Source organism: Agromyces sp. MMS24-JH15, from assembly GCF_043518605.1.
Classification (GTDB): Bacteria; Actinomycetota; Actinomycetes; order Actinomycetales; family Microbacteriaceae; genus Agromyces.
In genome coordinates, this window is sequence record NZ_CP171358.1 from 3,880,612 (window position 1) to 3,894,900 (window position 14,289).

Below are 14,289 nucleotides of genomic sequence, written 5' to 3' on the forward strand. Positions count from 1 at the left end.
GTTCGGTCCCTGGTGTTCGGCGTCAGCGCCCACTGTCGGGGCATCCGACGAGGCCCGACAAGCCGGGTCGCGAAGCGTGACCCCGCGTGAACGCCCGTTGCGGAACGGGTCGCCCGGAGGCCCGGTGCCCGGCCGTTCCGAGACCTCGCATGACACCGCCGGGAGCGCCTCGATGAAGGCGTGTTGCGATTGCGGCGGCGCGTGACGGCATGCCTTGCGGGCCGCCTGCGCGGCCCCGGAAGGTGTCGGTCATGACTCGACGACCCACCATCGCCGTCGCGCTCGACGGGGCCGGTTGGCACCCCGCCGCCTGGCGCGACCCGTCGGCCCGACCGGCCGAGCTGTTCACCGCCGGCTACTGGCGATCGCTCGCGCAGCTCGCCGAGCGCGCCGACGTCGACCTCGTGACCATCGAGGACGCCCTGGGCCTGCAGACCCGCCCGTTCGGCGGGCCCGACGAGCGCGTCGACGAGGTGCGCGGTCGCCTGGACGCGCTGCTCATCGCCTCGTTCGTCGCGCCGGTCACGAGCCGCATCGGCCTCGTCCCCACCGTGACGACGACCCACACCGAGCCGTTCCACGTCGCCACCGGGCTGCAGACGCTCGACTTCGCGAGCCGCGGCCGGGCCGGCTGGCGCCCGCAGGTGTCGAGCTCGCCGCACGAGGCGCAGCACTTCGGCCGCCGCGTCGTGCCGCCGTTCGACGCCGAGGCCGTGCTCCGCGGCGACTCGGCGCTCGTGCGCGAGCTGTTCGGCGAGGCCGTCGACGTCGTCGAGGTCGTGCGCCGGCTCTGGGACAGCTGGGAGGACGACGCGATCATCCGCGATCAGGCGACCGGCCGGTTCATCGACCGCGAGCGCATCCACGGCGCGCACTTCGAGGGCGAGTGGTTCTCGGTGCACGGCGCCTCGATCGTGCCGCGGTCGCCGCAGGGCCAGCCGCTCGTCGCCGCGCTCGCGCACCAGACCGTGCCGTACGAGTTCGCCGCGACGAGCGCCGACCTCGTGTTCGTCACCCCGTACGACGAGGCGCAGGCCGCGTCGATCCTCGGCGAGGTCCGCGACGCCGAGACGCGCACCGGCCGCACCGGGCGCCCGCTGTCGGTGCTCGGCGAAGTGCTCGTCGTGCTCGAGTCGACCGAGGCCGCCGCGCGCGCCGCGCTCGACCGCCTCGACGAGGAGCACGGCTCGCCCGTGGCATCCGACGCCCTCGTCTTCGCCGGCACGCCCGACCGACTCCTCGAGCTCATCGCCGCCTGGGGCGACCTCGGCTACGACGGCGTACGGCTGCGCCCCGCGCGCCTGCCCCGCGACCTCGAGCAGATCGCCGACTGGATCGTCCCCGAGCTCCACCGAGCGGATGCCCCGGGCCGGACGCTCCGCGACCGCCTCGGCTTCGAACGCCCCGCCAACCGCCACACCGAGCAGGAGGTCGCCGCATGACCAGCCGCAAGCGCCAGGTGCACCTGGCCGCCCACTTCCCGGGCGTGAACAGCACGACCGTCTGGTCGGACCCGCTGCACCGCAGCCAGATCGACTTCCGCGCGTTCGAGCACTTCGGCCGCACGGCCGAGCGCGGCCGGTTCGACTACGTGTTCCTCGCCGAGGGCCTGCGCCTGCGCGAGCACAAGGGCCGCATCCACGACCTGGACGTCGTCGGCCGGCCGAACACGCTCGCCGTGCTCGCGGCCCTCGCGGCCGTCACCGAGCACGTCGGGCTCGTCGGGACGCTGAGCTCGACGTTCAACGAGCCGTACGAGCTCGCGCGGCAGCTCGCGACGCTCGACCACCTCTCCGGCGGGCGGGCCGGCTGGAACGTGGTCACCAGCTCCGACGCGTTCCACGGAGCGAACTTCCGCCGCGGCGGATTCCTCGACCACGCCGACCGCTACGCGCGTGCGAACGAGTTCGTGGCGCTCGCGAAGGAGTTCTGGGACTCCTGGGCCGCCGACGCGATCGTCGCCGACCGCGCAGACGGGCGGTTCCTGGCGGACGACGCGATCACGCCCGTCGTCCACCGCGGCGCGCAGTTCGACGTCTCCGGCAGCTTCAACGTGCCCCGGAGCCCGCAGCGCCACCCGGTGATCGTGCAGGCGGGCGACTCGACCGACGGCCGGGACTTCGCCTCCGAGCACGCCGAGGTGATCTTCTCGCGCCACAGCGCGTTCGAGGAGGCGAAGGCGTTCTACGCCGATGTGAAGGGGCGCCTGCCCGGGTGGGGTCGCACCGAGGACTCGCTGAAGATCCTGCCGGCCGTCACGTTCTCGATCGGCGACTCGCAGGCCGAGGCCGAGGAGCGCGCCCGCGAGACCGCGCTCGCGCAGGTGAGCCCGCAGACCGCGATCACCGTGCTCGAGCAGGTGTGGGGCACCGACCTGTCGGACCTCGACCCCGACGGACCGCTGCCGTCGTTCGACCCGGATCCCGACGGCGGCCTCTCGAAGGGGTGGGCGGCCGCGGCGCGGCTCGCGAACGCCGTGCAGATCGCCCAGGCGTGGCGCGAGCAGTCCGAGGCGGAGTCGCTCAGCGTGCGCGAGTTCGTGATCCGCATCACGAGCCGCCAGTCGTTCGTCGGCACGCCGTCGCACATCGCCGCCGAGTTCGATCGCTACGTGCAGGAACGCGCCACGGACGGCTTCGTGGTCGTCGGCACGACGTCCCCGCACGGGCTCGACGAATTCGTCGACCGCGTCGTGCCCGAACTGCAGGAGCGCGGCGTGTACCGCACCGACTACGAGCCGGGCGCGACCCTGCGACGGAACCTCGGCCTGCCCGAGCCGCGCGACGCGGCCGACGCCGAGGAGGTGCGTCGTGCCGGCTGAGCAGGATGCCCGTTCCGGTGCACGCGTGCCGCTGTCGGTGCTCGACCTCGTGCCGGTGGCCGCCGGGTCGAATGCGGGCGAGGCGCTGCACCGCTCGATCGACCTGGCCCGGCGCGCCGAGACGTTCGGCTACGCGCGGTACTGGCTCGCCGAGCACCACCTGAACCCGGGCGTCGCGGGCTCCGCGCCGCACACCTTCCTCGGGATCCTCGCGGCGTCGACCGAGCGCATCCGCGTCGGCACCGCGGCGACGATCCTCGCCAACTACGAGCCGCTGCAGGTCGCGGAGGCGTTCGGCACGGTCGCGGCGCTCTGGCCCGGCCGCGTCGACCTCGGCCTCGGCCGGTCGGGCTTTCCGCCGCCCGACGCGGGCGCGCGCGCCGCGGGTGCGGACGCCCCGGGCAGCGGCGCTCCTGGCGGCGGCGCTCCCGACGACGCGGGCGCGCCCCCGGCACCGGATGCCCCGCCCGTCGCCCGACCGTCGGCGGACACGCCGAACGCGGTCGTCGACGGGCTCGTGATCCCGCCGGCGCGGCCGTTCGCCTTCGACCGGGCCCGGCTCGCCGTGCAGGCCCACCTGCTCGGCCGCTCGCCCGGCGACGGCGGCCGGTTCGCCGACGACGTCGACGACCTCCGCGCGTTCTTCGCCGGCGGGTACACCCGCGAGGGCATCGCGGTGACCGTGCTGCCGGCCGAGGGCTCGGACGTCGAGCTGTGGGTCCACGGCTCCAGCGCGGGCGAGAGCGCCCGGCTGGCCGGCCGGCTGGGCCTCCGGTTCGGCGCGAACTACCACGTCGCGGGCAGCGGCGTGCTCGACGCCCTCGCCGAGTACCGCGCGCACTTCCGACCTTCGGCCGGACTCGACCGCCCGTACACGACCGTCTCGGTCGACGTGGTCGTCGCGGAGACCGACGACGAGGCGCGCCGGCTCGCCGCCGGCTACGCCGAGTGGGTGCTCTCGATCCGCGAAGGGCAGGGCGCCGTCCCGTACCCGTCCCCGGAGGACGCGATCGGCGAGGAGCTGCTCGGCGCCGCCGAGCGCGCCGCCGTGCAGGACCGGCTCGACACGCGCTTCGTCGGCTCGCCTGCGACCGTCGTCGAGCGACTCGAGACGCTGCAGCGCGTCACCGGCGCCGACGAGCTGCTGGTCACGACGATCACGCACGACCACGAGCGGCGGGTCGCCTCCTACCGCCTCCTGGCCGAGGCGTGGGGTGCGGTGCGGCCGCACGACGCGGGAGCGGAAGCCTCGCGAGCGGACGCCACGCGAGCGGATGCCACGGCCCAGGATGCCTCGGTCGCCGGGGCATCCGTCGCCGTCGATCCCTCCCCGGCCGCCGCCCCGGCCCTCTCGCGGGCGTGAGCCGGTGACCGCGTCGGCGGCGCACGGCGTGCGCCTGGGGCCCGCCCCGACCACGCCGAGCTCCCGGTACCTCGACGAGCTCGCGCGGGAGGCCGCGCGGCGGGCCGCGCTGGCCGCGCCGATCACCTCGGACCACGCCGGGGCTCCGGCCGAGGTCCGCCGGGCGCTCGCCGACGCGGTCGAGGCGGCCGCGCCCGACCTCGCGCGCCTCGCCGACCGGATCTTCGCGCTCGCGGAGCCCGGGTTCGCCGAGGCGGGCAGCGTGGCGGCGATCGCCGATGCGCTCTCGTCCGCGGGCCTGCCGGTCGAGGTCGGCGTGCACGGCCTCCCGACCGCGTTCGTGGCCGAGCTGCCCGGCGGCCCGGCCGACGGCCCGACCGTCGCGCTCCTCGCGGAGTACGACGCGCTGCCCGGCATCGGCCACGCCTGCGGCCACCACCTCATCGCGGCATCCTCGGTGGGCGCCTTCCTCGCGCTCGCCGCGGTCCGCCGGCGCGACCCGGCCGCGCTCCCCGGCCGCGTGCTGCTCATCGGCACGCCCGCCGAGGAGGGCGGCAACGGCAAGGAACTCCTCGCCCGGGCGGGCGCGTTCGACGGCGTGGACGCCGCGCTGATGGCGCATCCGTTCGACGCGGACGTCGCCGACCCGCGCTTCATCGGGCGGCGGATCGTGCGCGTCGCGTACCGCGGCGTCGCCGCGCACGCGGCGGCCGCGCCCTTCCAGGGCCGCAACGCACTCGACGCCGTCGCCCTGAACTACCAGGCCGTCGGCCTGCTGCGCCAGCACCTCGTGCCGGGCGACCGGATCCACGGCGTCGTCGTCGACGGCGGCGAGCGGCCGAACGTGGTGCCCGAGCGCGCCGAGCTCGAGTATTACGTGCGCTCGGAGACCACGGACGGGCTCCGCGAGCTGTCCGCGCGCGTCGAGGACATCGCGCACGGCATCGCGCTCGCCACCGGCACGGGCGTCGAGGTGCGCTGGGATCCGCAGCCGTTCAGCCTCCCCATCCGCCACAACGGGCCGCTCGCCGCGCGGTGGGCGATCGCCCAGCGCGAGCGCGGCCGGATCGTGCGACGCGCGGCCGACGCACCGGCCGGGGCGAGCGCCTCGACCGACTTCGGCAACGTGAGCGTGCGCCTGCCGGGCCTGCATCCGGTGATCGCGGTGGCGCCGCCGGGTGTCGCGCTGCACACGCGCGAGTTCGCCGAGCACGCCGGCTCCCCCGAGGCGCTCGCGGCGGCCGCGGATGCCGCGTACGGGCTCGCGGCGACGGCGGCCGACCTGCTCGCCGACGCGGCCCTGCTCACGGCTGTGCGCGACGAGTTCGCGGACGCCGGCGGGCCGCTCGACGTCGAGGGCACGTTCGCGTGAGCCGCGTCGCATGACCCGGGGCGCCGCGCGGGACGCCGACCGGGACCCCGACCGGGCCCCGGACCGCGTCGCCGACGCCGCAACCGACGCCGCATCCGACGCCGACCGCGCCGCCGCGCGCCTCGACGGCCGGCTGCTCGCGATCGGCGTCGGGACCGCGGTCACGACGCTGCTCGACCAGGCGGTGTTCTCCTTCGCGGTGCCGGGGCTCCGCGACGACCTCGGCGCCGACCCGGCGCAGGTCCAATGGCTGGTCGCGGGATACTCGCTCGCGTTCGGCCTCGCGCTCGTGCCCGGCGGGCGCATCGGCGACCTGTTCGGCCGACGCGCGCCCTACCTCGCGGGCCTCGCGCTGTTCGGGATCGGGGGCGTGTTCGCCGCGACCGGCGGCGACCCGCTGCTCGTCATCGTCGCGCGGATCGCACAGGGCCTCGGCGCGGGCCTCGTGAACCCGCAGGTGCTCGGCTGGTTCCAGGACCGCTTCACCGGCGCCGCGCGCGCGAAGGCGCTCGGCGCGTACACGACCGCCGGCTCGATCGCGGGGCTCGCGGGCCCGCTCCTCGGAGGCTGGGTGCTCGCGTCGAGCCCGCCCGACGTCGGCTGGCGACTCGTGCTCCTGCTGCCCGTCCCGTTCGCCATCTGCCTGCTCGCGGTCGCCTGGGCGATCCTGCCCGGACGCGTCCGCGCTCCCGGCGCGGGCCGAAGACCCGGCGTGGATGCCCCCGGCCTCGCGCTCCTCGTCGCCGCGACGCTGTGCCTCATGCTGCCGACGACCGGCGGCACGCCGGGCGGGGCGTGGTGGCTCGTCGGCGCGGCGGTCGCGGCGGGCGGGTTCCTCCTCTGGGAGCGGCGCGCCGGGCGCACCGGCGGCGCCGTCCTCGACCGATCGCTCGCCCGCTCGCGCGGGTTCCTCCTCGGCACGGCGGTGGCGACCCTCCTGTTCGGCTCCGGGCTCGGCCTCGGGATCGTCACGACCCTGTTCCTCATCGACGGCCTCGGCTTCGACCCGTTCACCGCTGCGCTCCTGCTCGGGCCGCGAGCGGTCGGCACCGCGATCGGGTCGGCGCAGAGCTGGCGGGTCGCGACCCGCGCGGGGCGGCGGGGCACGACGCTCGTGCTCGCCGCGGGCGCCGTCGCGATCGCCGTGGAGGCGGCGCTCGTCGCGACCGCGTCGATCCCGCTCGTCCTCGTCGCGCTCGTGGGCGTGGGGACGGTGCACGGCGTGCTGTCGGGACTCGCCATCCCCGCCAACCAGACCCTCACGCTCGAGCACGCGCCGCCCGACCGCGCGGGCGTGGGCGCCGCGTTCATGCAGCTCAGCCAGCGCCTCGCCGCGGCCGTCTGCCTCGCCGCCGGCACCGGCCTCATCCTGTCGGCGGATGCCCCGGCCGACAGCTTCGTCCGCGCCGCCGTCGCGTTCGGGGCGGTCGCCGCGGCGGCCGCGGCCGTGTCGCTGTTCGACCGGACGGCGCTCGTGCGCGCCGCGTCGACGAGCTCCATGGTGCCCTCGATGACGCCCCGTGACGCCCGATCGACATGTGCCGTCACGACCTCCGCAGGGGGCTTGCGCCGTGCCAGCATGCCGAGCATGACCGACACCCTCATCGACCTCGACCGCTCCGCCATCGACCGCGCGGCCTTCGCCCGCGACTGGGAGGAGTGGCACCGAGCCCACGAAGCCGCCCGCGCGAACGGGCACGGCTTCCTCGCCATCACCGGCCTGCACTGGCTCGGCGAGAGCCCGCAGCGCATCGAGGGCGTGCCCGGTGCCTGGTCGACGGGCGAGGCCGGCCCCGTGGTCGAGCTCGACGAGGGCGACGTGCTCGAGCTCGACGGCGAGGCGCTCGCGGGGCGCCACGCGTTCGGCCCCATCGCCGAGCGCGACGGCCTCACGCTCCGCTCGGGACGGCTCGCGATCGAGCTCGCCAAGCGCGGCGGGCACGACATCGTCCGCCCCCGCGACCCCGAGTTCCCCTACCTCGCCCGGTACACCGGCACGCCGACCTACCTGCCGAACCCGCGCTGGCTCGCCGCCGGCCGGTTCCTCCCGTTCGACGCCCCGCGCGACGTGACCGTGGGCGCGGCCGTCGAGGGCCTGCAGCACGTCTACGAGGCTCCCGGCGAGGTCGAGTTCGTGCTCCGCGGCGAGACGTTCCGCCTGACCGCCTTCAACGGCAGGGCGCCGGGGAGCCTCTTCGTGCTCTTCACCGACGCGACCAGCGGCCTCACCACCTACGCGGCGAACCGCAGCCTCGCGATCGACGCGCCCGACGCCGAGGGCCGCGTGGTGCTCGACTTCAACCGCGCGGTCAACCTGCCGTGCGCGTACACCGACTTCGCGACCTGCCCGCTGCCCCCGGCGGAGAACCGGCTGCCGGTCGGCATCGAGGCCGGCGAGAAGACCCCTCTCGAGCGGCAGGCGGCCTGAGCATGCGGTTCCAGCTCCTCGACATCGTCCCCTACGTCGAGAATCCGATCACCGGACGGCTCGTGAGCCCCGCCGAACGCCTCGACCAGGTGATCGAGCTCGCCCGCCGCGCCGAGCGCCTCGGGTTCGACGCGTTCTCGGTCGGCGAGCGCCACGCGGGCCGGTTCCTCTCCTCCTCGCCGACGGTCCTGCTCGGCGCGATCGCCGCGTCGACGTCGGCGATCCGCCTGCACTCGGGCGTCACGGTGCTCTCGGTGCTCGACCCGGTGCGCGTCGCCGAGGATTACGCGACGATCGACCAGCTCTCGCGCGGCCGGCTCGAGCTCACGATCGGCAAGGGCAACGAGGTCGCGCAGTTCCCACTGTTCGGCCTCGAGATCGACGACCAGTGGGAGCTCCTGGCCGACAAGTACGCGCTGCTGCGCCGGCTCTGGCGCGAGACCGCGGTCGACTGGGATGCCACCCCCTACACGCGCGCGCAGCGCGGCACCACGACGCTGCCACGCCCGTACGCGGGTGCGCCGCGAGTCTGGCACGGGTCGGCCACCACGCTCGCCTCGGCGGCGCTCGCGGCGAAGTGGGGCGACCCGCTGTTCTCGGCGAACGCGATCCAGCCGCTGCCGAACTACGCCGTGCTCGTGCGCCACTACCGCGACGAGGTCGCCCGCCACGGCCACGACCCCCGCTACGCCTACGTCGGCGCCGGATCGGGTGCGCTCTTCATCGCCGACACCACGCAGGAGGCGAAGCGCCTGTACGGGCCCGTGTACGAGGCGCTCCTCGCGGCGACGAACGTGCCGGGCAACAACTCGCCCTTCCACGACATCGACCACGCGATCGAGGAGGGCCCGGCCCTCGTCGGCAGCCCGCAGCAGGTGATCGACAAGATCGGGCGCTTCCACGGCGCGCTCGGCCACGACCTCCAGTCGGTGAGCCTGCCGACGACGCTGCCGATCGAGCAGCAGCACGAACTGCTCGAGCGGCTCGCCGCCGAGGTGTTCCCGGTGCTGCGGCGCGAGTTCCCGACGACCCTCTGGGGTCCGGGTGATCCCTACGCCGACCGGCCCGCGTTCGCCGGCGGCAGCCAGGCCGACGCCGCGAGCGCGATCGAGTCCACCGGCCGCGCCGAGGCGCGCCCCGCGACCACGGCCGCGGCCCGGTGAGCGCGGTCGTCCGCCCCGCGCGCCCCGACGAGTGGCCCGCGGTGGGCGCGCTGACCGAGCGCGCGTTCGCGGCGGGCCCGTACGGCCACCTCCCGGTGTCGGCCGAGCGACGCGCGCTCGTGCACGCGGTCGGCGAGCGGGCCGCCTCGGGCGCGGTGCTCGTCGCCGAGTCCGACCGCGGGCTCGTGGGCACCGTGAGCCTGCTCCGCGCGGGCACGCCGCAGTCCCGCCTCGCGACCGGCGACGAGGCGGAACTGCGCCTCCTCGCCGTCGACCCGGCCGCGGGCGGACGGGGCCTCGGCCGTGCCCTCGCCTCGGTCGCGCAGGAGGCGGCGCTCGGCTGGGGCGCCTCCGCCGTCGTGCTCGACACGGGCACGCGGAACCGCACGGCGCAGTCGCTGTACGACCGGCTCGGCTACCGGGTGCTCGATCGCGCGAGCCGGACGGGCGAGGCAGGCGGCGCGGGCGGCGCTCGCGGTGGGGGCGGCGCGGGCGACGCCGAACGCACGCCGGGAACCGCCCCGGCCGGCGATCGCATCGACCACGTCGAATACCGCCTCCCGCTCCGCGAGCGCGACGACCTCGTCGTGCGCCTCGTGCGCGACCACGAGATCGCGGCCGTCGCCGCGCTGTCGCTGCGCGCCTACGAGCACGACTACGACGTGTCGCCCACGTACCGCGCCTCGATCCTCGACGTCGGCGAGCGCGCCCGCGAGCACCAGGTCTGGGTCGCGACGGATGCCTCCGACGGCACCCTGCTCGGGACGGTCGCCACGCCCGGGCGCGGCGCGACGATCTCCCCGCTCGCCAGGGCGGGCGAACTCGACTTCCGGCTGCTCGCCGTCGACCCGGCAGCGCGGGGCCGCGGCGTCGGCGCGGCGCTCACGCGACACGCGATCGAGCTCGCGCGGCTCCGCGGGCTCGAGCGCGTGGTCATGAACAGCGGGCCGCAGATGACGGGAGCGCACCGCCTCTACGGGCGACTGGGCTTCGCGCGCCTGCCCGAGCGCGAGCACGAGATCTCCGACGGCGGCCGCACGTTCCGGCTCCTGGCGTTCTCGATCGACGTGCCCGATGCGCCGGTTACGATCGCCTGATGACCGTCCACGATGTCATCGTCATCGGCGGCGGCGCGATGGGGTCGGCCACGGCGTGGGACCTCGCCCGCCGCGGCCGCGACGTCGTGCTGCTCGAACGCTTCGCGCCGGGCCACGCCCGGGGCGCCTCGCACGGGGCATCCCGCAACTTCAACGTCGCCTACGCCGAACCCGCGCACGTCGCCCTGCTCGTGGAGGCCGAGCGCCGCTGGCGCGAGCTCGAGGCCGAGACCGGCACGTCGCTGCTCGCCCAGGTCGGCATCGTGAACCACGGCGACCACCCCGAGCTGGACGAGGTGCACGCCGCGCTCGCCGCCGCCGGGATCCCGAGCCAGTTCCTGCCGCCCGAGGAGGCGTCGCGCCGCTGGCCGGGCATCCGCTTCACGACGCGCGTACTGCACACGCCGACCGCGGGCCGGCTGCACGCGGACGACTCGGTGCGCGCGCTGCAGCAGGCCGCCGCCGCGCGCGGCGCGATCGTGCGGCACGAGGCGCCGGTGCGGGGCATCCGGGTGCTCGGCGACGACCTCGTGGAGGTCGACCTGGACGACGGGGCGCTGCGCGCCCGACGCGTCGTCGTGACCGCCGGTGCGTGGACCTCGAAGCTGCTCGACGGCCTCGTGACGCTGCCGTCGCTCGTGGTCACGCAGGAGCAGCCCGCGCACTTCGCCGTGCTCGACACTTCGTTCGAGTGGCCGGGCTTCAACCACCGGCCGGGCCCGGACGACGACTGGTGGTACTCGGGCGTCTACGGCATGCTCACGCCCGGCGAGGGCGTGAAGGCGGGATGGCACGGGACCGGCCCGGTCGTCGATCCCGACCGGCGGGACTTCGAGGCCGAACCCGTCCAGCTCACGGCCCTGCGCCGGTACGTGCGCGAGTGGCTGCCGGGCGCCGACGCCGACCGGGTCACCGCGATCAGCTGCACGTACACGACGACGCCCGACTCGGTCTTCCTGCTCGACGCGGTCGGGCCGATCGTGGTGGGCGCGGGGTTCTCGGGCCACGGGTTCAAGTTCACGCCCGCCATCGGGCGCGTGCTCGCCGACCTCGCCGACGGGCGTCCGGCGCCCGGCGTGTTCCGGCTCGGGCGGTTCCCGCGGGCGTAGGCGTCCGCGCCGCCGGCGTGCGAACCCACCCGCGACGCCTCACACCGCCTGTCGGCGCACCTCCTCGACGAGGCGCCGCCGCACGCGGCGGTCGTCCTCGGACTCGATGAGCCCGACGACGTGCAGCGTCTCGACACCGGCGCGCCGGTAGGCGTCGATCTCCTCGGCGACCCGCTCGACCGAGCCGACGAGCAGGCCGTCGAACACCCGGTCGACGTACGCTGCGCCCGCAGCCCGGAGGTCCCGCTCGGAGGCGAGCTCCCGCTCCCTGGCGCGCGCGAACTGCGCGGACGCGGCGAGCACGTCGACCGGCGTCCGCGCGACCACGGCGTGCGCGCGGGCGCGCAGCTCGGCCGCGTCCTCTCGCGCCTCCCGGTCCGTGTCGGCGGCGTGCACGAAGAACTGCTTCCAGTAGCCGAGGCGCCGCCCGTGCGCGGCCGCGAGCGCGTCGACCTCGGCGACGACCGCGGCCGCGGCCCCGGCGGTCGGGTAGGTGCCCGCGTAGACGTCGGCGTGGCGCGCCGCGAGTTCCTTCGCCTCGGGCGACGACCCGCCGACCGAGATCGGCGGTCGGGGCGACGCGGCGGGCCGGAAGCCCGTCCACGCGTCCTCGACCCGGTAGAACTCGCCCTCGTGGTCGAACGGCTCGTCGCTGAGGAGCGCGCGCGTGAAGACCTCGAGGTACTCCCCCGCGCGCCGGTACCGGTCGCGCTTGCCGAGCCGGTCGCCGTCGCGTCGCACGTCCTCGTCGGACGATCCGATCACGATGTGCACCCCGGCCCGACCGCCCGACAGCCGGTCGAGCGTGGCGAACTGGCGGGCCGCGACGGTCGGCTCGGTGACGCCCGGCCGGTGGGCGACGGTGATGCCGATGCGCGACGTCGCGGCCGCCGCCCAGGCGCCGACGAGCGCGGGGTCGGCCCACGCGCTGTACAGGTGCACGAGTGCGCGGTCGTAGCCGTCGGCCTCGTCGAGCGCGGCCTGCCACGCGATGTGCTCTGGCAGGACCTCGCGCGCACGCGGGTCGGGCGTGAAGTTGCGCGCGCGGCGCTCGGGCAGGTCGTCGCCGCTGACGGGTGCGGACAGCACGCCGCCGACGAGTTCGATGGGCATGGGGGCCTCGTTCCGTGTGGTGGGTGGATGGGATCGTGGAGCCGGTGGGCCGGTGGGCTGGTGGGCTGGTGGGCTGGCTGGCGAGCGGGTGGAGCGGGTCGGTCCTCAGCCGGTCGGTGCGGCGACCGGTTCGGACCGGGATGCCCCGGGCGACGGGGACGCCCCGGACGCCGAGGTTGCCCCGGGCGACGGGGATGCCCCGGGCGACGAGGATGCCTCGCCGGTCGGCGCGCCCGCGGCGGGGTCGTGGAGCCGCCCGTCCCGCACCTCGAGCACGCGGCTGCACAGCGCGGCGACCGCGGCCGGATCGTGCGAGATGAGCAGGATCGCCACGCCCGTCTCGCGCCGCAACCGGTCGAGGAGCCGGAGCACGGCGGCCCGGTTGACCGGGTCGAGCGCCGACACGGCCTCGTCGCACACGAGCACGTCGGGCTCGGTCGCGAGCGCCCGCGCGAGCGCGAGCCGTTGCCGCTGGCCGCCCGAGAGCTGGGCGGCTCGGCGACCCTCGAGCCCGGGCGGGAGGCCGACGCGCCCGAGCAGGTCGACACGGCGAGCCGAGCGCGCGACCGCGGGCACCCCGGCCGCCGCCATCGCCTCGTCGAGCAGCCGGCGCACCGTCCAGCGCGGGTCGAATGGATCGACGGTGTCCTGGTGCACGAGCTGGATGCGGCTCCGGCGCGGACGCCGGGCGGACTCGGCCCGACCCGACCACGCCTGCCCGTGCAGGCGGACGACCCCCGAGTCCGGCTCGGCGTACCCGAGCGCGAGCCGGGCGATCGTGCTCTTGCCGGCCCCGGACGGACCCACGATGCCGACGGCCTCGCCCGCCGCGAGCGCGAACCCGACGTCGGTCACGCCCCGCCCGCCGCCCGGGTGCGCGTAGGAGACCTCGTCGAACTCGAGCACCGCGGGGCCGCCGGGCGGCGGCGCGGCGCGCGGCAGGGCGGGCCGCGCCGCGTCGACGAGCGCCGACGTGGCGGGATGCGCCGGTCCGGCGAGGAGCCCGACGGCGCTGCCGGCGTCGACGATCCGACCCCCGTGGACCACGACGACGCGGTCGGCGACGGCCTCGACCGCGGCGAGGTCGTGGGTGATGAGCAGCACCGCCCCGCCCGCGTCGCGCCGCTCGGCGAGGAGTCGCAGGATCCCGTCGCGGGCCGCACGGTCGAGCGAGGCGCTCGGCTCGTCGGCGACGAGCAGGGGCGGGTCGGCGGCGAGCGCCGACGCGATGAGCGCGCGCTGGCGCTGGCCGCCCGACAGCTCGTGCGGGCGGGCGTCGAGCCGGTCGACGAGTTCGGCGGCGTGCGCGTCCGCGAGGAGCCGGCCGACGAGGGCCCGCCGGTCGCCGCGGCGCACGAGCCGATGCGCGACGGCCGCGTCGGCCACCTCGCGACCGATCGGGCGGAGCGGGTCGAGCGAGCTGAGGGCGTCCTGAAGGACGAAGCCGACTCGCCGGCCGCGGAGGCGGTTCCAGTCGCGCTCGCGGAGGCCGCGGACGTCGGTCCCGGTGACGCGCAGCTCCGACGCCTCCACGATCGCGTCCGGGTCGAGGAGGCCGAGGACGGCCCGTGCCAGGGTCGACTTGCCCGAGCCGGACGCCCCGACGACCGCGACGCACTCCCCGGCGTCGACCCGGAGGCTCACCCCGGCGAGCGCGTCCTCGGCGGTGCCCGCGTAGCGCACCCGCAGGTCGTCGACGACGAGTGCGGGCCCGCTCATCGCTCGACCTCCCCGCCGAGCCGGCGCTCGAGCGACCGGCCGAGGGTCGTCACGGCGAGCACGATGAGGGTGATGGCGATGCCGGGCGCGAGCGCGACCCACCA

The 14,289-nt window shown here is 76.3% G+C and carries 10 protein-coding genes; 8 read left to right on the plus strand and 2 right to left on the minus strand.

What is annotated here, in order from left to right:
• Nucleotides 1–251: 251 nt before the first annotated feature.
• The 8 genes from ACDF64_RS17715 to ACDF64_RS17750 are packed head-to-tail and all read left to right on the plus strand — an operon-like array spanning nucleotide 252 to nucleotide 11,353.
• Entirely contained in the window at nucleotides 252–1,442 is a 1,191-nt protein-coding gene (locus ACDF64_RS17715; RefSeq protein ID WP_394552662.1) for an LLM class flavin-dependent oxidoreductase, read from the plus strand.
• Nucleotides 1,439–2,821 (plus strand): NtaA/DmoA family FMN-dependent monooxygenase, encoded by a 1,383-nt coding sequence (locus ACDF64_RS17720; protein WP_394552663.1) that lies wholly within the window; start codon nucleotides 1,439–1,441, stop codon nucleotides 2,819–2,821. The genes ACDF64_RS17715 and ACDF64_RS17720 overlap by 4 nt, the downstream gene beginning before the upstream one ends.
• A complete protein-coding gene (locus tag ACDF64_RS17725; RefSeq protein WP_394552664.1) occupies nucleotides 2,811–4,184 on the plus strand; it encodes an LLM class flavin-dependent oxidoreductase in 1,374 nt (457 codons plus the stop codon). The genes ACDF64_RS17720 and ACDF64_RS17725 overlap by 11 nt, the downstream gene beginning before the upstream one ends.
• Nucleotides 4,185–4,188: 4 nt before the next feature.
• Entirely contained in the window at nucleotides 4,189–5,556 is a 1,368-nt protein-coding gene (locus ACDF64_RS17730; protein WP_394552665.1) for an amidohydrolase, read from the plus strand.
• Between the two features lie 10 nt (nucleotides 5,557–5,566).
• Nucleotides 5,567–7,984, plus strand: a complete 2,418-nt coding sequence (locus ACDF64_RS17735; protein WP_394552666.1) for an MFS transporter — start codon at nucleotides 5,567–5,569, stop codon at nucleotides 7,982–7,984.
• Between the two features lie 2 nt (nucleotides 7,985–7,986).
• Nucleotides 7,987–9,147, plus strand: coding sequence for an LLM class flavin-dependent oxidoreductase (locus ACDF64_RS17740; RefSeq protein WP_394552667.1), 1,161 nt, complete (start codon nucleotides 7,987–7,989; stop codon nucleotides 9,145–9,147).
• Nucleotides 9,144–10,244: a GNAT family N-acetyltransferase gene (locus ACDF64_RS17745; protein WP_394552668.1), complete on the plus strand. Its 1,101-nt coding sequence runs from the start codon at nucleotides 9,144–9,146 to the stop codon at nucleotides 10,242–10,244. Before ACDF64_RS17740 ends, ACDF64_RS17745 begins: the two co-directional genes overlap by 4 nt.
• A complete protein-coding gene (locus ACDF64_RS17750) occupies nucleotides 10,244–11,353 on the plus strand; it encodes an FAD-dependent oxidoreductase (RefSeq protein WP_394552669.1) in 1,110 nt (369 codons plus the stop codon). The genes ACDF64_RS17745 and ACDF64_RS17750 overlap by 1 nt, the downstream gene beginning before the upstream one ends.
• A gap of 39 nt (nucleotides 11,354–11,392) precedes the next feature.
• Here ACDF64_RS17750 and ACDF64_RS17755 read toward each other — a convergent pair whose 3' ends face one another.
• Together ACDF64_RS17755 and ACDF64_RS17760 are read right to left on the minus strand one after the other, a co-directional pair.
• Nucleotides 11,393–12,466: an LLM class flavin-dependent oxidoreductase gene (locus tag ACDF64_RS17755; protein WP_394552670.1), complete on the minus strand. Its 1,074-nt coding sequence runs from the start codon at nucleotides 12,464–12,466 to the stop codon at nucleotides 11,393–11,395.
• Between the two features lie 105 nt (nucleotides 12,467–12,571).
• Complete coding sequence (locus ACDF64_RS17760; RefSeq protein ID WP_394552671.1) at nucleotides 12,572–14,185, minus strand: ABC transporter ATP-binding protein; 1,614 nt, start codon at nucleotides 14,183–14,185, stop codon at nucleotides 12,572–12,574.
• Nucleotides 14,186–14,289 lie beyond the last annotated feature (104 nt).